Annotated in this window: 19 protein-coding genes; 11 read left to right on the top strand and 8 right to left on the bottom strand. The window is 53.0% G+C overall.

Translation table 11 applies throughout. The features are described 5' to 3' along the window. Positions 1-100 precede the first annotated feature (100 nt). The gene (locus M8370_RS10630; RefSeq protein ID WP_218656526.1) at positions 101-889 is read right to left on the bottom strand and encodes a deaminated glutathione amidase; all 789 of its coding nucleotides are present in this window, start codon (positions 887-889) and stop codon (positions 101-103) included. A 67-nt stretch (positions 890-956) separates the two neighbouring features. On the opposite strand from M8370_RS10630, the gene crcB reads away from it, so the two are divergent. After that, complete coding sequence (crcB, locus tag M8370_RS10625; RefSeq protein ID WP_029882131.1) at positions 957-1,340, top strand: fluoride efflux transporter CrcB; 384 nt, start codon at positions 957-959, stop codon at positions 1,338-1,340. Between the two features lie 219 nt (positions 1,341-1,559). Here crcB and cspE read toward each other — a convergent pair whose 3' ends face one another. Both cspE and pagP read right to left on the bottom strand, forming a co-directional pair. Beyond that, complete coding sequence (gene cspE / locus M8370_RS10620) at positions 1,560-1,769, bottom strand: transcription antiterminator/RNA stability regulator CspE (protein ID WP_002439184.1); 210 nt, start codon at positions 1,767-1,769, stop codon at positions 1,560-1,562. A 190-nt stretch (positions 1,770-1,959) separates the two neighbouring features. Then, positions 1,960-2,577 carry a lipid IV(A) palmitoyltransferase PagP gene (gene pagP, locus M8370_RS10615; protein WP_284038874.1) on the bottom strand — a complete coding sequence of 206 codons (618 nt, stop codon included), beginning with the start codon at positions 2,575-2,577 and terminating at the stop codon, positions 1,960-1,962. A 580-nt stretch (positions 2,578-3,157) separates the two neighbouring features. Here pagP and dcuC point away from each other — a divergent pair. Then, positions 3,158-4,525, top strand: a complete 1,368-nt coding sequence (gene dcuC / locus M8370_RS10610; protein ID WP_250020967.1) for an anaerobic C4-dicarboxylate transporter DcuC — start codon at positions 3,158-3,160, stop codon at positions 4,523-4,525. Positions 4,526-4,618: 93 nt separating this feature from the next. Next, on the top strand, positions 4,619-5,428 hold the full coding sequence (gene rna / locus M8370_RS10605; RefSeq protein ID WP_013097602.1) for a ribonuclease I: 810 nt from the start codon (positions 4,619-4,621) through the stop codon (positions 5,426-5,428). Here rna and M8370_RS10600 read toward each other — a convergent pair. After that, the gene (locus M8370_RS10600; protein WP_038418896.1) at positions 5,422-6,039 is read right to left on the bottom strand and encodes a flavin reductase family protein; all 618 of its coding nucleotides are present in this window, start codon (positions 6,037-6,039) and stop codon (positions 5,422-5,424) included. The two genes, rna and M8370_RS10600, sit on opposite strands and share 7 nt — an antisense overlap. A gap of 266 nt (positions 6,040-6,305) precedes the next feature. Here M8370_RS10600 and rnk point away from each other — a divergent pair, with 266 nt between their 5' ends. Further along, entirely contained in the window at positions 6,306-6,716 is a 411-nt protein-coding gene (rnk, locus tag M8370_RS10595; protein WP_013097604.1) for a nucleoside diphosphate kinase regulator, read from the top strand. Positions 6,717-6,823: 107 nt separating this feature from the next. On the opposite strand, the gene M8370_RS10590 is transcribed toward rnk, so the two are convergent. Continuing rightward, positions 6,824-8,062, bottom strand: a complete 1,239-nt coding sequence (locus M8370_RS10590; protein ID WP_013097605.1) for a zinc-dependent alcohol dehydrogenase — start codon at positions 8,060-8,062, stop codon at positions 6,824-6,826. A 180-nt stretch (positions 8,063-8,242) separates the two neighbouring features. Here M8370_RS10590 and uspG point away from each other — a divergent pair, with 180 nt between their 5' ends. Next, positions 8,243-8,671: a universal stress protein UspG gene (gene uspG, locus M8370_RS10585; RefSeq protein WP_013097606.1), complete on the top strand. Its 429-nt coding sequence runs from the start codon at positions 8,243-8,245 to the stop codon at positions 8,669-8,671. A gap of 60 nt (positions 8,672-8,731) precedes the next feature. On the opposite strand, the gene ahpF is transcribed toward uspG, so the two are convergent. Together ahpF and ahpC are read right to left on the bottom strand one after the other, a co-directional pair. Continuing rightward, positions 8,732-10,297, bottom strand: coding sequence for an alkyl hydroperoxide reductase subunit F (ahpF, locus tag M8370_RS10580; RefSeq protein ID WP_250020964.1), 1,566 nt, complete (start codon positions 10,295-10,297; stop codon positions 8,732-8,734). Positions 10,298-10,485: 188 nt separating this feature from the next. Further along, positions 10,486-11,049 (bottom strand): alkyl hydroperoxide reductase subunit C, encoded by a 564-nt coding sequence (gene ahpC, locus M8370_RS10575; protein WP_008501015.1) that lies wholly within the window; start codon positions 11,047-11,049, stop codon positions 10,486-10,488. Between the two features lie 638 nt (positions 11,050-11,687). On the opposite strand from ahpC, the gene citR reads away from it, so the two are divergent. The 3 genes from citR (at position 11,688) to M8370_RS10560 (ending at position 14,593) form a co-directional block, all read left to right on the top strand. Continuing rightward, entirely contained in the window at positions 11,688-12,587 is a 900-nt protein-coding gene (citR, locus tag M8370_RS10570; protein WP_038980994.1) for a DNA-binding transcriptional repressor CitR, read from the top strand. Between the two features lie 171 nt (positions 12,588-12,758). Beyond that, positions 12,759-13,982, top strand: coding sequence for a phosphoadenosine phosphosulfate reductase (locus M8370_RS10565; RefSeq protein ID WP_029882127.1), 1,224 nt, complete (start codon positions 12,759-12,761; stop codon positions 13,980-13,982). Next, a complete protein-coding gene (locus M8370_RS10560; RefSeq protein ID WP_013097610.1) occupies positions 13,967-14,593 on the top strand; it encodes an IbrB-like domain-containing protein in 627 nt (208 codons plus the stop codon). Before M8370_RS10565 ends, M8370_RS10560 begins: the two co-directional genes overlap by 16 nt. Here the strand turns inward: M8370_RS10560 and M8370_RS10555 are convergent, their stop codons facing one another. After that, a complete protein-coding gene (locus M8370_RS10555) occupies positions 14,594-15,754 on the bottom strand; it encodes a pyridoxal phosphate-dependent aminotransferase (RefSeq protein ID WP_250020951.1) in 1,161 nt (386 codons plus the stop codon). A gap of 122 nt (positions 15,755-15,876) precedes the next feature. Here M8370_RS10555 and M8370_RS10550 point away from each other — a divergent pair, with 122 nt between their 5' ends. The 3 genes from M8370_RS10550 to M8370_RS10540 are packed head-to-tail and all read left to right on the top strand — an operon-like array spanning position 15,877 to position 17,716. Further along, positions 15,877-16,491: a methylthioribulose 1-phosphate dehydratase gene (locus tag M8370_RS10550; protein ID WP_250020948.1), complete on the top strand. Its 615-nt coding sequence runs from the start codon at positions 15,877-15,879 to the stop codon at positions 16,489-16,491. Then, a complete protein-coding gene (gene mtnC / locus M8370_RS10545) occupies positions 16,488-17,177 on the top strand; it encodes an acireductone synthase (RefSeq protein ID WP_014831058.1) in 690 nt (229 codons plus the stop codon). Before M8370_RS10550 ends, mtnC begins: the two co-directional genes overlap by 4 nt. Further along, positions 17,174-17,716 carry a 1,2-dihydroxy-3-keto-5-methylthiopentene dioxygenase gene (locus tag M8370_RS10540; protein WP_038418892.1) on the top strand — a complete coding sequence of 181 codons (543 nt, stop codon included), beginning with the start codon at positions 17,174-17,176 and terminating at the stop codon, positions 17,714-17,716. Before mtnC ends, M8370_RS10540 begins: the two co-directional genes overlap by 4 nt. The last annotated feature ends 10 nt before the right edge of the window (positions 17,717-17,726 follow it).

The following is a 17,726-nucleotide window of genomic DNA, read 5'->3' as shown; positions in this document are numbered from 1 at the left end:
CTGCATTCAGCGTCAAAACCGGATCATATTAACGGTCATTTGGCGCGTGCACACAATAGCAACCTGTAACAAGGTGAATCAAGCATTGTTGAAAAAAACATCACAATAATTGCGGTGGCGCAAAACGTCGGTTGCGAAGAACAGGTAATTGCTGCCGTGCAAGCGCTATCCTTTCTGAAATTATCTCCGCCATCAGTAAAACCGGACCTTCCGCTGCGGCGGCAATCGTGACGCCCAGCGGGTCAATCACCCTGCTCTGCCCGATATTTTTATTGCCGCACTCCCCTGCCGCGACCACATAACAGGTGGTATCCAGCGCGCGCGCCGTAAGCAACGTGGCCCAGTGATGCTCTTTCAGCGGCCCTTTAACCCACGCGGCAGGCAGAACAAGCACATCCGCTCCCTCTAATGCCAGGCTCAACGCCAGCTCAGGAAAGCGCAAATCGTAGCAGGTCATCAGCCCAATGTTTAAACCATCAACCGCGATCAGGGGCGGAACGCACTCCCCCGGGTCAACCAGGCGCGACTCCTGGATACTGAACGCATCATAGAGATGAAGCTTGGCATAGCTGGCGATGATGACGCCGCCACGGATGGCTACCAGTGTGTTAACTGCCCGGCCAGGCGTTGACGGCACATGGACCGTCAAAATTGTGGTCATGTCATTACCCGCGCTCTCGGCCAGTAATTGCTGTAAAAACGCGCCATCCAGCGGCTGCGCGGATTTCACCGACAAATCCGGGTCGTTATCATCGCGTGCCAGCAAGGCCTCTGGCAGCACCAGCAATGACGCCCCCTTCTGTTGTGCCTGTTTCATCAGCGAGACACACTGCGCCGCGTTCTCATGCCAGCGAGGCGTGACCGCAAACTGCCCTACCGCAACATACATATTTGTCCCCTGATTATAAACAGCGTTAAACTCGCCACTCTTACACATCAAATAGCAGGTATTTACAGTGTTACAACTCCTTTTAGCTGTTTTTATTGGTGGGGGGACGGGAAGCGTTGCGCGGTGGTTCCTGAGTATGCGGTTTAATCCACTGCATCAGGCGATTCCAATGGGAACACTGGCCGCAAACCTGATTGGTGCGTTTATCATTGGCATGGGTCTGGCCTGGTTTAACCGTATGACGCACATCGATCCCATGTGGAAAGTATTGATTACCACCGGGTTCTGCGGCGGTTTAACCACCTTCTCCACCTTTTCTGCGGAAACGGTGTTTTTGTTTCAGGAAGGCCGTATCGGCTGGGCGTTGCTGAACGTTGCGATAAATATGCTCGGCTCTTTTGCGATGACCGGGATCGCATTCTGGCTATTTTCTTCCGCCAGCCCCCACTAACTGCCGAAGCGTTAATGTTGGCTTAATTTTTCTCTGTCACTCTGGTGCCAATACAGAACGAGGGTGACAGAATGAAAGAGAGTTTGATGAGCGCAGGCGTGGTGTTGTTGAGCGTGCTGATCGTTGCCAGCTTCCTGAAGATGTATCTGCTTGGCTGATGCAAAACGAAAAAAACCCGCTCAGTGAGCGGGTTTTGAAATTCTTGCTGACGCGTCTGAATTACAGAGCGATTACGTTAGCAGCAGAAGGGCCTTTGGCACCGTTAGTGATTTCGAACTCTACACGCTGACCTTCAGCCAGAGTTTTGAAACCATTAGACTGGATTGCAGAGAAGTGTACGAACACGTCTTTGCTGCCATCTTCAGGAGTAATGAAACCGAATCCTTTGGACTCATTAAACCACTTAACGTTACCTTTAATCTTAGACATCAAAATTACCTTTACATTAAAAAACGACACAAATGCTGTGTCGGTTACCAGTACAACAATTGTGGGACCTTTTGTCCAGCGGATCTTTGATAAAAAGTGACTAAAGTCGCGTTAATTTTCGCTGGCGGATTTTTATCCCATATGAATCAACGACTGCGCATTTTTTCACCACTTTGTCAGCTTTTTTCAGTTAAAACTGAAAACGCATCCAGGCGAAGTAAACGTTACCGTTGTTGTACGTACCGGGAATGTAGGTCATCTGGAACGTTGCAGGACCATAACCAATTGAGGCCAGCGGCAGCAGAACCGGAATGGGGATATAGTTCCAGTTGTCGCGTGCAGTCACCCCGGCGGTATAGCCCAGGCCAACGTGGAAGTTGTCGTCAGCTAACGGACGCCAGATTTTCTCCCAGCCATAGCCACCGATCGGTTCCCATTTGTTAAAGGAGTCTTTAAAGGCCATCAGATAAATACCGTGCCAGTTGCCCTTTTCGTCCCAGCGCGACTGACCAAAACCTGCCCCCCACGGGCGCTCGTTATATTTGTCGGTCTTTTCTTTGTCGTAGGCAAAGCGTGCATGCCAGGTGATGGCCGGCACGTAGAGATCATAGTGCTCTGGCGCATTCCAGGTCTGCGAAACATTATCCGTAAAGGTGGAGAACCAGCCCTTATCCGTCGCGTTCTCTTCAGCCTGTGCCACAGAAGAGAGCGTTAACTGTGCAAAAATAAACAGAAAAATGAAGAAAAATTTATTACGTACGATCACAATGCAATTACCATTCTTAGTATTCGAGGCAAAGTTTACCATACAATAGTTGAATGGAGCCTTAACGGCATCGGCATTACTCCTAATTAATCAGCCACTTTGCGAGAATATTCTGAGAGCGGCACGGCGGCGTGTTGAATAATCATCTCACGGGCGCGTTCAAACCTTTTTTAATAATGCCTACCGGTAAAAATAACCCTTCAATTAATATGGCTTTCAGGACAAACATGACGCCCTGTCTGCAAGGTATAAAGATTATCATTAGCCTCTACAGCCAGTGTTTTCGTGCTGCTCAGCCCTTTCTCATGAAACGCTGTACGGACCCACTCACCAACGCGCACCGGCAGGAAAAGTCTTTTCCCCTCTTATTCAAGAACGTGTTAATATAGAATCAATAAATTAACAACTCATTAGCATTTAAATGACATACTCCACTGTTGTCACCGGTCAATACCCATATGTCATTATTGCCATCACCATGGCAAAAATATCGCTAACATCTGCTTTAGTAGTATATTTATTGATTTTAATCAGCAAGGACTGGCCATTAATTCGGCACATTCTCATCCTTCTTTTTTATTGATTATTTGTGCTCTCGGGCAGCAAGGATACAGGGGAAATCATGCTTACGTTTTTCGAGCTCCTTATCGGAGTCGTCGTCATTGTCGGTGTAGCACGCTACATCATTAAGGGGTATTCCGCCACGGGCGTGTTATTTGTCGGCGGCCTGGCCTTGCTGATCGTTAGCGCCCTGATGGGTCACCAGATCTTACCCGCCAGCGCAGCGAGCACCGGGTATACCGCCACAGACATTGTTGAATACATTAAAATTCTGCTCATGAGCCGTGGTGGCGATCTGGGCATGATGATCATGATGCTGTGCGGTTTTGCCGCCTACATGACCCATATTGGTGCCAACGATATGGTCGTGAAGCTGGCCTCCAGGCCGCTGCAGTACATCAACTCCCCGTATCTGCTGATGGTGGCAGCCTACTTCCTCGCCTGTCTGATGTCGCTGGCCGTGTCGTCCGCCACTGGCCTGGGGGTGTTGTTAATGGCTACCCTGTTCCCGGTGATGGTTAACGTCGGCATTAGCCGTGGTGCAGCGGCGGCTATCTGCGCCTCTCCGGCGGCCATTATTCTCTCCCCTACCTCTGGCGACGTCGTACTGGCGGCGAAAGCCGCAGAAATGTCACTCATCGATTTCGCCTTTAAAACCACGCTGCCGATTTCCATTGTGGCTATCGTGGGCATGGGGATCGCGCATTTCTTCTGGCAGCGTTATCTCGATAAAAAAGAGCACATCAGCCACGAAATGATGGACGTGAATGAAATCACCACCACCGCCCCGGCGTTCTATTCCATTCTGCCGTTCACGCCTATCATCGGCGTGCTGATTTTTGACGGCAAATGGGGACCACAGCTGCACATCATTACCATTCTGGTTATCTGTATGCTGCTGGCCGCCATGCTGGAATTTATTCGCGGTTTCAACACTCAGAAGGTATTTTCTGGCCTGGAAGTGGCGTATCGCGGTATGGCTGATGCGTTTGCAGGCGTCGTGATGCTGTTGGTGGCGGCGGGCGTCTTCGCGCAGGGTCTGAGCACTATCGGCTTTATTCAGAGCCTCATCTCCATCGCCACGTCGTTTGGCTCTGCCAGCATTATCCTGATGCTGGTACTGGTGGTGCTGACCATGCTGGCAGCGATGACCACCGGTTCAGGCAACGCGCCGTTCTACGCCTTCGTTGAGATGATCCCAAAACTGGCACATTCTTCCGGTATTAACCCGGCTTACCTCTCCATTCCCATGCTGCAGGCGTCTAACCTCGGTCGTACCATTTCGCCGGTATCGGGTGTCGTAGTCGCGGTCGCCGGGATGGCAAAAATCTCGCCGTTCGAAGTGGTAAAACGCACGTCGGTCCCGGTGCTTGTGGGCCTGATCATCGTGATTATCGCAACCGAAGTGCTGGTTCCTGGCGCAGCCTAAGTAAAATGACCGATATCCAAAAAGCGCCTGCGGGCGCTTTTTGTGCTTTAATAACTTCCAGAAATCTATCGCGTTAACCCATCAGGAAATCACATGTTCAGGAAGGATATCGTTATCCCGTCTGGCGCCATGGCGCTTGCACTCTGTGTCTTCTCCGCGCAGGCGGATCCGCTCAAAGCCACGCAGTATGGCGATTTCGATCGCTACGTTCTGGCGCTTTCCTGGCAAACCGGGTTCTGCCAGAGCATGGCTGAACGTAACCGTAACGAACCCGAAGAGTGCCGTCTGCAAAAAGAGAGCAATAACAAGACCGATTATCTGACCGTACACGGATTATGGCCTGGCCTGCCAAAATCCATCGCCGCACGCGGCGTGGATGAACGCCGCTGGATGCGTTTTGGCTGCGCGACCCGCCCAATCCCGAACATGCCGGAAGCCAAAGCCAGCCGCAAATGCTCAGCCGCCGAAACCGGGCTATCACTGTCGGGTGCCGCAAAGCTGAACAGCGTCATGCCCGGTGCTGGCGGTAACTCCTGCCTGGAACGCTATGAGTACGCCAAACACGGCGTCTGCTTCGGCTTTGATCCTGACGCCTATTTCGGCACCATGGTGCGGATGAATCAGGAGATAAAAAACAGCGCGGTGGGTAAATTCCTGGCGGATAACTACGGTAAAACGGTAAGCCGTAAAGATTTTGATAACGCCGTGGCGAAAAGCTGGAGCAAAGACAACGTCAAAGCGTTCAAACTGACCTGCAATGGTAATCCGGCCTATCTGACCGAAATGCAGATCTCGCTTAAGGCCAGCACCATCAATAACCCGCTGTCTGCCGGCTCTTTTGCGCCACAGCCACATCCGGGTAACTGTGGCAAACAGTTTGTTATCGATAAAGTGGGTTACTGATCCACAATCGGGCGCACCATATCGAAGCGGTGTTCATCACTGATGCCATAATAGGCCGTCGGCCCACCCGCACGCAGGATGGGCTGCGCTTTCGCCGTCTGGTAGATCCCCTCTTCCAGCAGCGATTCGGCAATATGAATCCCCACCACTTCGCCCAGCACCAGCCATGTGTCAACCAGCGTGCCGTCGGCGCCGGTCAGCTGAATACACTGCGACAGGCGGCACTCAAAGTTCACCGGACTCTCGGCCACGCGTGGCGCCTTTACAAGCTGGCTTGCCGCTGGCGTCAATCCGGAAAAAGAGAACTCGTCTTGATCGTGAGGCAGCGTAGCGGAGGTGAGATTCATCGCCTCAGCCAGATCGCGCGTGGCAAGGTTCCAGACAAACTCACCCGTTTCGTTAATATTACGCACGCTGTCTTTCCAGCCGTTGCTGGAAAAGCCAATAATCGGCGGGCGGTAGTTAAAGCAGTTAAAGAAGCTATACGGTGCCAGGTTGATCTGTCCTGCCTGGTCGCAGGAGGAGATCCAGCCAATCGGACGCGGACCAATAATGGCATTCAGCGGGTCATGCGGCAGGCCATGCCCCTGTGACGGTTGATAAAAGTACATAGCGCTCTCTTATAAGGGGCAGACGCGAACTGCGTTTACCCACTATCCTGATTCAGAACGTTCAGCGTAACGCAATCCGCCAGAAATGCAGACTGAATAAATTTCAGCGAAAATTCCTATGGCCCATGAATGTGACCTCTATCACTTCAAAGTTGCGTGCGCAGACAGTATCATCGGGAGAGTTAAACCCTCGCTGCCAGACGGCGAGGGTTTTCTTTTGGATTGGTTTCTGCGTTACACGCAGCATTAACGACATGGAGTAAAAAATGTCCAGACCCACCATCATTATCAATGAACTTGACGCAGAACGTATTGACCGACTTCTGGAAAAACCAGAATTCGCCTCGCTCCCGGTAGCCGATGCCCTGAATGAAGAGCTCGACCGGGCGCAGATGTGTACCCCGGAGTCCATGCCGCATGACGTGGTCACCATGAACAGTCAGGTCAAATTCCGCAACCTGACAACGGGCGAAGAGTTAACCCGCACGCTGGTCTACCCGGCGCAAATGACCGACAGCAGCGCTCAGCTTTCCGTGCTGGCACCGGTCGGCGCGGCCCTGCTGGGCCTGCGTACGGGGGATACCATTCACTGGGAATTGCCGGGCGGTGCCTCGACCCATCTGGAAGTGCTGGCGTTGCTCTACCAGCCAGAAGCGGCAGGCGATTACCTGCGTTAATCCCATCTGAACAAGCGCGACCCGCGTTGCACAGAGGATGCCTGCGCATCCTCTTTCCGCAGATTCACCTGGACGTCCTTTATCGTGCCGCAGGTAAGGGAACCGTCTTAAACCACCCCACCCGGAAACGCATTCACCAGCCCTTTAACCTGCTGTTCCGCCGCTTCCGGCGTTTCTGCACCGGGCACCAGAATCACCTTCCGGCACGCCTCCTCCCGTTTTTCAAAGATCCGGTAGGCGCGTTCGGCATCGTCCAGCGGCAGATAGTGGGTGACAATCTCCTCCGGCGTCAGCAACCCTTTTTCGATCAGCGGTAACAACTCGCCAAGCCAGGCGTGGACGTGGGTCTGGCCCATCTTAAAACTGAGCCCCTTATCGAAGGCATCACCAAACAGGAAGCCATGGATAAAGCCCGCATACACGCCGGGCACGCTCACCACCCCGCCCCGTCGAACAGCCGCAATACACTGACGCAGCGCTTTACCGCTGCTGCCCTCAATTTTAAGGTTGCTGAGGATGGTTTCCGTGGTGCTGCCTTTGGCTTCAAACCCCACGGCATCAATGACGGCATCCACGCCGCGCTGGCCTGCGGTTTGCTCAATGATTTTTTCCGCTGCGTCGTTGTCTTCATCAAAGTTGATGGGGATAGCGCCGTAGCGTTCTGCGGCAAAACGCAGACGATACGGGTGATGGTCAACCACAAAGATCTGTTCGGCACCTAACAGCCGCGCGCAGGCGATGGTCAGTAACCCCACCGGCCCTGCACCAAAAACGGCGACGCTGGAGCCTTTTTCAATCTGGGCATTTTTCGCCGCCTGCCAGGCGGTAGGCAAGATATCGGAGAGGAACAGCGCTTTATCATCGGAGAGCAGCTGAGGCACTTTGAACGGCCCAACGTTACCTTTGGGCACCCGAACGTATTCCGCTTGTCCACCGGGCACGCCGCCATAAAGATGGCTGTAGCCAAACAGCGCTGCGGGTGCGGGAATTTGCTTTTTATTCAGCGCGGCGCCCTGACCGGCGTTGGTGCTCTCGCAGGCCGCGTACTGCTGCAGGCGGCAAAAGAAGCAGTCACCACAGGCGATGACAAACGGGATCACCACCCGGTCGCCTTTTTGCAGCGTCTTCACTTCCCTGCCCGTCTCCACCACTTCGCCCATGAACTCGTGGCCAAAAATATCGCCGTGTTCAACTTTGGGGATCTTCCCGCGGTAGAGATGCAGATCCGATCCGCAGATCGCCGTGGCCGTTACGCGCAGGATAATATCGTCAGGTTGTTCAATAACAGGATCGGGGACATTCTCGACACGAACATGATGTGGACCGTGGTACGTGAGTGCTTTCATGCGACCTCCGAAAGGATCCGGGTAAGTATTTAAGGGTAGCGTTCCCTGACGAACTGCCCGGGATTAGCGGGCTTTTGAGATTTATCCTGGGAAAAACAGAAAAGTGCCGCAGCGCTTACAAAAACCATATTCATTTTATGGTTGAATGAGTCCAGCGTTTATAAACAAGGAGAAACGGGTATGTATCAGAGAATTATTATGCCGGTTGATGTTTTTGAGATGGAGCTGAGCGACAAGGCCGTACGCCATGCGGAATTTCTGGCGCAGCAGGACGGGATTATTCATCTTCTACACGTGCTGCCGGGTTCTGCCAGCCTGAGTCTGCATCGCTTTGCCGCCGATGTACGCCGCTTTGAAGAGCATCTGCAGCATGAGGCGGAAAATCGCCTGCAAACGATGGTTGGGCACTTCACCATCGACCCTTCCCGCATTAAAACGCATGTCCGGTTTGGCAGCGTGCGCGATGCCGTTAACGAGCTGGCGAGCGAGCTGAACGCCGACGTGGTGGTTATCGGTTCACGCAATCCGTCCATTACCACGCATCTGCTGGGCTCAAACGCCTCCAGCGTTATCCGTCACACCCACATTCCGGTGATGGTCGTGAGATAAAAAAAAGAGGCCACCTTCTGGTGGCCTCTCCTGGTGCAGGTGCAGTCTTACTGACTTTTATTATGCTGTTTTGGTGCGAATCAGGTAGTCGAACGCGCTCAGAGACGCTTTCGCCCCTTCACCGGTCGCGATGATGATCTGCTTGTACGGCACGGTAGTACAGTCGCCCGCCGCAAATACGCCCTTCACGCTGGTTTCACATTTGGCATCGATGATAATCTCGCCCATGCGGTTACGCTCAATGGCGCCTTCCAGCCAGGTGGTGTTTGGCAGCAGACCAATCTGCACGAAGATCCCCGAAAGCGGAACGCTGTGCACATCGCCACTGAGGCGGTCGCGGTACTCCAGACCGGTGACTTTACTGCCGTCGCCCTTCACTTCCGTGGTCTGCGCATTCAGCACGATGTCGACGTTTTTCAGGCTGCGTACTTTATCCTGCAGTACCTGGTCTGCCTTCATCTCTGGTGCAAATTCCAGCAGGGTAACGTGTTCAACAATGCCCGCCAGGTCGATAGCCGCTTCGACACCGGAGTTACCGCCGCCAATCACCGCCACGCGTTTGCCTTTAAACAGCGGACCATCGCAGTGCGGGCAGTAGGTCACGCCTTTGGTGCGATACTGATCTTCACCTGGCACGTTCATGTTGCGCCATTTGGCACCGGTGGCAATGATAATACTGCGGGCTTTCAGCACCGCGCCGGAAGCGGTTTCAATCTGGTGTAAGCCACCTTCGACTGCGGCAGGAACCAGCTTGCTGGCGCTCTGGCTGTCGATTACATCCACTGCGTAATCATTGACGTGCGCTTTAAGTGCGCCAGCCAGTTTCTGGCCTTCGGTCTTCGGCACAGAGATGTAGTTTTCGATATCCACGGTATCCAGCACCTGGCCGCCAAAGCGTTCGCCCATCAGACCGGTACGAATACCTTTACGTGCGGAATAGACCGCTGCCGCGGCGCCCGCCGGGCCAGAGCCGACAATCAGCACATCATACGCATCGCGCTTGTTCAGCTCTTCTGCGGCACGTTTTTCGGCGCCGGTATCCACTTTGGCCACAATTTCGGACAGGGTCATACGGCCCTGGCCAAACTCCTGACCATTCAGGAACACTGCCGGAACCCCCATCACGTTGCGATCGGTGATTTCGTTCTGGAAAGTGCCGCCATCAATTGCGGTGTGTTTAATACGCGGGTTCAGGACTGACATCAGGTTCAGCGCCTGCACCACGTCCGGGCAGTTGTGGCAGGAGAGCGAATAGTAAGTTTCAAAGGTGAAATCCCCGTCGATATCGCGGATCTGCTCCAGCAGCGCCTGCGCCTCTTTCGACGGATGCCCACCGGTCCACAGCAGAGCCAGCACCAGTGAGGTAAATTCGTGGCCCAGCGGTGAGCCGGCAAAACGCGGCCCCTGATCAGAGCCCGGGTTGGTGATCAGGAAAGATGGCTTACGCACCGCCAGATCGTTCGCTTCTTTGAAGGTCACTTTCGGTGACAGTTCGGCGATCTCCGCCAGCAGTTCCTTGATTTCTGCCGATTTAGCGCTGTCGTCCAGCGTGGCAATCAGCTCAACAGGTTTGGTCAGTTTCTCAAGGTATGCCTTGAGCTGGGTTTTCATTGTAGTGTCGAGCATTGTTCTTCCCTCTCTAAAAACGTCATCATGCAAGCTGCCTTATACGGGCGGCCTGAATGCAACTTGCATCATAATGCTGGAATGAAATGGGCGCGGGGGGCGCCCATGGGTTGCCGGGTGGCACGTCGTTTACCCGGCCTACGATACTGTAGGCCTGTGCAAGCGCAGCGCCGCCAGACTTTACAGACTTAGATCTTGCCAACCAGGTCTAAAGATGGAGCCAGCGTCGCTTCGCCTTCTTTCCATTTCGCCGGGCACACTTCGCCTGGGTGAGACGCCACGTACTGAGCTGCTTTCACTTTACGCAGCAGGTCAGATGCATCACGGCCGATACCTTCAGCGGTAACTTCGATAGCCTGGATAATGCCCTGCGGGTCAACAACGAAGGTCGCACGGTCTGCCAGGCCTTCATCTTCACGCATGTTGTCGAAGTTACGGGTCAGGGCGCCAGTCGGGTCACCGATCATCGCGTATTTGATTTTCGCGATGGTTTCAGAGCTGCTGTGCCACGCTTTGTGGGTGAAGTGGGTGTCGGTAGAGACAGAGTACACGTCTACGCCCAGCTTCTGCAGTTCATCGTAGTGATCGGCCACGTCACCCAGTTCGGTCGGGCAAACGAAAGTGAAGTCAGCCGGATAGAAGAAGAACACGCTCCAGCGGCCTTCGGTATCTTTCTCAGTCACTTCAATGAATTCGCCGTTTTTGAACGCCTGGTTTTTGAAAGGTTTAATTTTGGTGTTAATCAAAGACATCTGTACTTCCTCCGTGTTTTCGTTGAGATGTAAGGTAACGAACTTTCGCTACATGGGCTAATGCGTTTGCTTTATCAAATCAATCAGCCATACCTAACAACCCGAACAAGACAACGTTGTGAACCCAATGAATAAAAGCCCGAAAGTAAAAAGGCCGCCCTGGTGGGCGGCCCTGATACCTGAACTTTCCACAGGAACTTTCAGTGCCAGTGAGACTGGCGTTGCGTTGCGCTCTACATACCTTTATATCAAGGTCGTTACAGCCCCCCGATTACAGCACTCGTGTCGGGACAGGGCAATGGATTGAAGGGATAATCATATCTATGGCTGTGATAGGTTTTACCAAACTAAGCATTCCCCATCGCCGCTAATGCTCACGCCAGTAAAAATAAAAATGAGTGATAATTACTTGTCCATATATAAATCTGACTATTTTTATTCAGTTCCGTTTTCTATTTTAAAGGTAAAAATATCTTAACCATTATTGAAGTTCTATTTCATTAATCTACGTTCGTGATATATTAAGTTGGTTTTCAATCATAATTAAGCGAACTAACCATCAAGGATGGTAAATGGTTACGTTCCTTCTATAGTTATCAGTGATGTGATAACGCAACGCAGCACACTCAGGATGAAACATGGCAAATCTTTACGACTTAAAAAAATTCGATCTCAATCTGCTGGTCATTTTCGAATGCATCTACCAACACCTGAGCATCAGCAAGGCAGCAGAAACGCTCTACATAACGCCTTCCGCGGTCAGTCAATCCCTGCAGCGGCTGCGTAACCAGCTGAACGATCCGCTGTTTATCCGTTCGGGAAAAGGGATCACTCCCACTACCGTCGGGGCAAATTTGCATCATCATCTTGAGCAAAACCTCAATCAGCTTGAGCAGACCATCAACATCATGCATGGCTCATCGCTCAAAAAGAATTTTGTCATCTACTGCCCGCAGGTTCTGACAACTGACAATCTGCTCAGCCCCATGAAGCTATTGATGCGAGAGCACAATTATGAAATAGAGCTTCATGACATGCTGCTGTCCGCGGATTCCGCAGAAGACCTGCTTGCCTACCGCAAAGCAGACTTAATTTTCTCCATTGCGCCTATCAACAATCGCTCAATGGTGTGCGTTCCCTATGTTAATTACCGAATGATTCTGGTGTGCAGCCAGGATCACCCCCGCCTACAGGAGACCGCTACCCTGGAAGAGCTGCAGAAAGAGAAGTTTACGATCTTCCTGAGCGATGAAGCGGGTGTGAAACACTATCAGTCAAAGACTGAGGAAGTGCATGCCGACAGAACAATCGGTTTTCGCTGCGACTCTCTCTTTTCAATCATAAACATGATCAGCGCATCGCATTTAGTGGGATATATCCCGGAAGTCCTGTATGAAAAATACCGTGACGTATTGCGACTGAAAAAAGTGGACGCCCCCTTCATGCTGCCACAAATGGAAGTCTTCATGGTTTATAACCGCTCAGCGCTTAACAGCTCGGTTTTCTCGAGGTTTGTTGAGCAGATTACGCAAAAATAAATCCGAATGGCTGTGATATTTACAGCCATTTCTCTCTTCAAAATATAACCCTCATTTATAGATAATAAAAAATCTGCCTTTTTTGATTTACCTGCCTTTATTTTCACTACTATTATTCTCTCTCCTGCATTGACATGAACGTCCGGTATTTATTTCCAGGAGGAGTTGCCTTTGTCAATTTATAAGCATCCACTTAATCAAAATGTCCTTGACGCTGCGACAGAGCGTATAACATGGACGCTTGAGAATCTGCCAAGGGTCTGTGTTTCATTTTCTGGCGGAAAAGATTCCACCATTATGTTCCATTTAACGGCCCGACAAGCCCGAAAAATGGGAAAGAAAATCTGTCTGTTATTTATCGACTGGGAAGCGCAGTTCACCTGTACCATTCAGCATGTGAATAACATGATCGCACAATACGCCGATGTGATTGAAAAATGCTGGTGGGTAGCGCTCCCGTTGACCACGCAAAATTCACTTTCACAATTCCAGCCCGAATGGCAGTGCTGGGAGCCGGGTAAAAACTGGGTACGCACGCCCCCTGAAGAGGCGGTAACCGATCCAGATTACTTCTCGTTCTACCAGCCCGGCATGACCTTCGAGGCCTTTGTTCGTGAATTTTCCGACTGGTTTGCCAAAAGGCGCCCGGCAGCAATGATGATCGGCATTCGTGCCGATGAATCCTACAATCGCTTTTTGACGATCGCTAACGCACGAAAGCAGCGCTTTGCCGATGACAAACCCTGGACCACCGTCGCCCCCGGCGGGCACGCCTGGTATGTCTATCCGCTTTATGACTGGAAAACCGCCGATATCTGGACCTGGTTTGCGAAAACGGGCGGGTGCTATAACCCGCTTTACGACCTGATGTTTCAGGCTGGCGTGCCGCCGCGCTATATGCGCATCTGTGAACCCTTTGGCCCGGAGCAGCGTCAGGGATTGTGGCTCTATCATGTTGTAGAGCCCGAACGCTGGGCGGCGATGTGTGAGCGGGTAAACGGCGTGCACAGTGGCGGGGTCTACGCGGGGCAGGACAATCATTTCTATGGCCACCGCAAAATTCTGAAACCCGACGCGCTCAGCTGGCGGGAATACGCCATGCTGCTTCTCGACAGCATGCCGCACACCACCGCAGAACATTACCGCAATAAAATCGCGATCTATTTGCACTGGTATCAGAAGAGAGGCATGGCCGATATTCCCGACACCCAGGAGGGCGATATCGGCGCCAAAGATATCCCGTCCTGGCGACGCGTGTGCAAGGTATTACTCAACAATGACTACTGGTGCCGGGCGCTGTCATTCAGTCCGAACAAACCCAGGCATTACCAGCGTTACAGCGAACGGATGAAATCAAAACGCAAGGAGTGGGGGATCTTATGCAGCAGCAATTAATTAACGAGATGAAAAATTATCTTCAGTCTCTTCCCGAAGATAAACGCATTGAAGCCATTAACGCCTTTCGCCAGGCTATCCATGAAAATAGCCCTTTTCGCGAACAGCCTGTCGACTGCGTACTGTGGATCAAACAGGACGAGATTACCGCGAACGATTACAACCCCAACAACGTTGCCCCGCCGGAAAAACGGCTGCTCTGTAAATCCCTGGAGATGGACGGTTTTACCCAACCCATTGTGGTGACAGAAAGTGAGGCCCGGCATTATGAAATTGTCGACGGCTTCCATCGCCATGAAATTGGGTCCAACCGGGCGGTATTAAAACGCCAGCTTAAAGGCTATCTGCCTGTTACCTGTCTGCGTAAAGAGCGGCAGAAAAAGTTCGACCGGATAGCGGCCACCATTCGTCACAATCGGGCGCGCGGCCGCCATCAAATTAATGCGATGTCCGATATCGTCCGCGAGCTGGTGCAGCTTGGCTGGGACGACGAGAGAATCAGTCAGGAACTGGGAATGGATAGCGACGAGGTATTACGCCTCAAGCAAATCAACGGTCTGCTGGAACTCTTTGCAGACCGCCGTTACTCAGAAGCCTGGACGGTCAAATAATCAGAGCGCGTTAAGACGCTCTGCCGCCGCCAGCAGCGTCGATTCCTGTTTCGCAAAGCAGAGACGAATCAGCTTATGCGGGAAGGGATCGGCGCAAAAGACGGATAACGGGATCGCCGCCACGCCCACCTCTTTGGTCAGCCACTGGCAAAAATTGACGTCGTCCAGATCGGAAATGGCGCTGTAATCGGCCAGCAGGAAATAGGTGCCTTCACACGGCAGGATCTCCAGACGGCTCTGACTCAGGGCATTCACAAACCGATCCCGGCGTGCGCGGTAAAATTCGGGCAGCTCACGGTAATGCTCAGGCTCAGCGCGCAGCATATCGGCCAGCGCCAGCTGGGCAGGCGTGTTCACCGCAAACGTCAGGTACTGGTGCACTTTACGCAACTCCGCGCTGATGGCCGCCGGTGCCACGCAGTACCCCACCTTCCAGCCGGTCATATGATAGGTTTTACCGAATGACGACACCGCCACAGCGCGCTCGCGAAGTTGCGGATGGGCCAGCACGCTGACGTGCCCTTCCCCGGCAAAGCAGATGTGCTCATACACTTCGTCGCTAAGAACATAAATTTCACGTTCCGCAATGGCCTGCCACAGCGCGGCGAAATCGCTCTTCTGCCACACCGTCGCCGACGGGTTGTGTGGTGTATTCAGAATGACCAGCCGGGTTTTGTCGCTCAGCAGCGCAGCAAACGCCTGCCAGTCGGGGCGAAAATGCGGCGGCTGTAATGCCACGCGCTTCACCACGCCACCGGACAGTTCGATGGCAGGCGCATAGCTGTCGTAGCTTGGGTCAAAGCAGATAACCTCATCGCCCGCGCGAACCAGCGCGGTGATGGCCGCATACAGTGCTTCGGTCGCACCTGCCGTCACCGTAATGTCGCTGTTGGCATCCGGTTGATAGCCATAGCATTCCGCCGTTTTATCCGCAATGGCGTCACGCAATGCCTGCACACCGGTCATCGGCGCATACTGATTCGCCCCCTGGGCAACGTGCCAGGCCAGACGCTCCTGCAAATAGCCTGGACCATCAAAATCCGGGAACCCCTGCGAGAGGTTAATGGCGTTGTGCTTCTGGGCCAGAGCGCTCATCTGCGTAAAGATAGTGGTGCCCAGGTTGGGAAGTTTGCTTTGCGGAATCAATACGTTATTGCTCATTGTGGGGTGCCTGCTTGTAATACTTATGTTGATGCCACTATAACACGATGTTAGTCTTTGGCAATCAAGACGCTTAGACGTCTAAACAATATGAATATTCCTGACCGAGAGGGTAAAAGGAAATGACAGACAACCTGCAACTCACGCAACTGGTCGAAGCCTGCCGCTGGATTGGTGCCAAAGGCTGGGCCCCCGCCACCGGCGGCAACATGTCGGTACGTCAGGATGAAAACCTGTGCTGGCTCAGTGAATCCGGCAAAGACAAAGGCAGCCTCACGCCGGATGATTTTCTGCAGGTAGAGATCGCCACCAATCGCGCGCCCTCTGGCCGTAAACCTTCGGCTGAAACCGGGCTACACACGCTCATCTATCGCCTGTTCCCGGAGGCCAACGCCGTACTGCACGTCCACACGGTGAACGCCACGGTGCTCTCGCGGCTGGTGAAAGAGGCGGAGTTGCACATCAGCGGCTTTGAGATGCAAAAATCCCTCACCGGGCAGACCACGCATCTGGCTACGGTTGCCATTCCGGTATTCGATAACGACCAGGATATAGACGCCCTCGCTTCGCGAATCGCCCATTACGCCAAGGAGCGCCCGCTTAATTATGGTTTTCTTCTGCGCGGCCATGGCTTAACCTGCTGGGGACGTGATGTGGCCGAAGCCCGCCGTCATCTGGAAGGATTAGAATTCTTATTTGAATGCGAAATGCGTTTACGACAACTGGAGAAGATATGATTCGCGCGATTGTGACGGATATTGAGGGAACCACCAGCGATATCCGTTTTGTCCATGATGTTTTGTTCCCTTATGCGCGTGAGCGTCTGGCGGCCTTCGTCACCGCCCAGCAGTACGCAGAGCCGGTCAAATCGATTCTGGACAACCTGCGCGATGAAATCGACGCTCCGCACGCCAGCGTCAGCGATCTTATCGAGACCCTCTTCACCTTTATGGATGAAGACCGTAAATCGACGGCGCTGAAGGCCCTGCAGGGAATTATCTGGCACGACGGTTACGTCAACGGCGACTTTACCGGCCATCTCTACCCGGACGTGCTGCCGGCGCTGGAAAAATGGAAAGCGCAAGGCATTGATCTCTATGTTTATTCTTCTGGTTCCGTCGCTGCGCAGAAACTGTTATTTGGCTACAGCGATGAAGGTGATATTACTCATCTGTTCAGCGGCTACTTTGATACCCATATTGGTGCCAAGCGTGAGGTGCAGTCTTATCAGAATATTGCGGCGCAGACGGGCATTGCCCCGTCGCAGATCCTGTTCCTGTCGGATATCCATCAGGAGCTGGACGCTGCTGAACAGGCCGGTTTTCGCACCCTGCAGCTGATTCGCGGTGATGATGACGGTGCAAGCCACCATCATCAGGTTCACCAGTTCGACGAGATTAACCCGGAGCAGATCCCTTCATGAGCGCATTAACCATTTATTCCGATAAAGACGCGAGTAAGCACCTGTGGCACAGCACCGACGCCGCCGAGATCGCCCAACAGCTCAACGCCAAAGGCGTGCGTTTTGAACGCTGGGCGGCTGACCGTGATTTAGGGCGCGACCCTGCCCCAGAAGTGGTCATTGACGCTTACCAGCATGCCATCAACAAGCTGGTCGCGGAGAAAGGCTATCAGAGCTGGGATGTGATCAGCCTGCGCGCCGACAACCCGCAAAAAGAAGCGCTGCGCGCGAAATTCCTCAACGAGCACACCCACGGCGAAGATGAAGTGCGCTTTTTCGTGGAAGGCGCGGGATTGTTCTGCCTGCACATTGGCGATGAGGTGTATCAGGTACTGTGCGAGAAAAACGACCTGATTTCGGTGCCAGCAGGCACACCGCACTGGTTTGATATGGGCTCAGAGCCAAACTTTACGGCCATCCGTATATTCGATAATCCGGAGGGCTGGGTGGCGCAGTTTACCGGTGATGCGATTGCGGATGCGTATCCGCGTCTGGCATAGGTGAAAATTG

It is taken from the genome of Enterobacter cloacae complex sp. OE43NF (assembly GCF_023544405.1).
Classification (GTDB): Bacteria; Pseudomonadota; Gammaproteobacteria; order Enterobacterales; family Enterobacteriaceae; genus Enterobacter; species Enterobacter cloacae.
The sequence above is the reverse complement of the archived record's forward strand: the minus strand, read 5'-3'. Positions and strand labels throughout refer to the sequence as shown.

Bases quoted from the DNA above. Each gene is read 5' to 3' on its own strand.
- M8370_RS10630 (WP_218656526.1), bottom strand. From the start codon at position 889: ATGTATGTTGCGGTAGGGCAGTTTGCGGTCACGCCTCGCTGGCATGAG.
- cspE (WP_002439184.1), bottom strand. From the start codon at position 1,769: ATGTCTAAGATTAAAGGTAACGTTAAGTGGTTTAATGAGTCCAAAGGA.
- pagP (WP_284038874.1), bottom strand. From the start codon at position 2,577: ATGGTAAACTTTGCCTCGAATACTAAGAATGGTAATTGCATTGTGATC.
- dcuC (WP_250020967.1), top strand. From the start codon at position 3,158: ATGCTTACGTTTTTCGAGCTCCTTATCGGAGTCGTCGTCATTGTCGGT.
- rna (WP_013097602.1), top strand. From the start codon at position 4,619: ATGTTCAGGAAGGATATCGTTATCCCGTCTGGCGCCATGGCGCTTGCA.
- M8370_RS10600 (WP_038418896.1), bottom strand. From the start codon at position 6,039: ATGTACTTTTATCAACCGTCACAGGGGCATGGCCTGCCGCATGACCCG.
- rnk (WP_013097604.1), top strand. From the start codon at position 6,306: ATGTCCAGACCCACCATCATTATCAATGAACTTGACGCAGAACGTATT.
- M8370_RS10590 (WP_013097605.1), bottom strand. From the start codon at position 8,062: ATGAAAGCACTCACGTACCACGGTCCACATCATGTTCGTGTCGAGAAT.
- uspG (WP_013097606.1), top strand. From the start codon at position 8,243: ATGTATCAGAGAATTATTATGCCGGTTGATGTTTTTGAGATGGAGCTG.
- ahpF (WP_250020964.1), bottom strand. From the start codon at position 10,297: ATGCTCGACACTACAATGAAAACCCAGCTCAAGGCATACCTTGAGAAA.
- ahpC (WP_008501015.1), bottom strand. From the start codon at position 11,049: ATGTCTTTGATTAACACCAAAATTAAACCTTTCAAAAACCAGGCGTTC.
- citR (WP_038980994.1), top strand. From the start codon at position 11,688: ATGGCAAATCTTTACGACTTAAAAAAATTCGATCTCAATCTGCTGGTC.
- M8370_RS10560 (WP_013097610.1), top strand. From the start codon at position 13,967: ATGCAGCAGCAATTAATTAACGAGATGAAAAATTATCTTCAGTCTCTT.
- M8370_RS10555 (WP_250020951.1), bottom strand. From the start codon at position 15,754: ATGAGCAATAACGTATTGATTCCGCAAAGCAAACTTCCCAACCTGGGC.
- M8370_RS10550 (WP_250020948.1), top strand. From the start codon at position 15,877: ATGACAGACAACCTGCAACTCACGCAACTGGTCGAAGCCTGCCGCTGG.
- mtnC (WP_014831058.1), top strand. From the start codon at position 16,488: ATGATTCGCGCGATTGTGACGGATATTGAGGGAACCACCAGCGATATC.
- M8370_RS10540 (WP_038418892.1), top strand. From the start codon at position 17,174: ATGAGCGCATTAACCATTTATTCCGATAAAGACGCGAGTAAGCACCTG.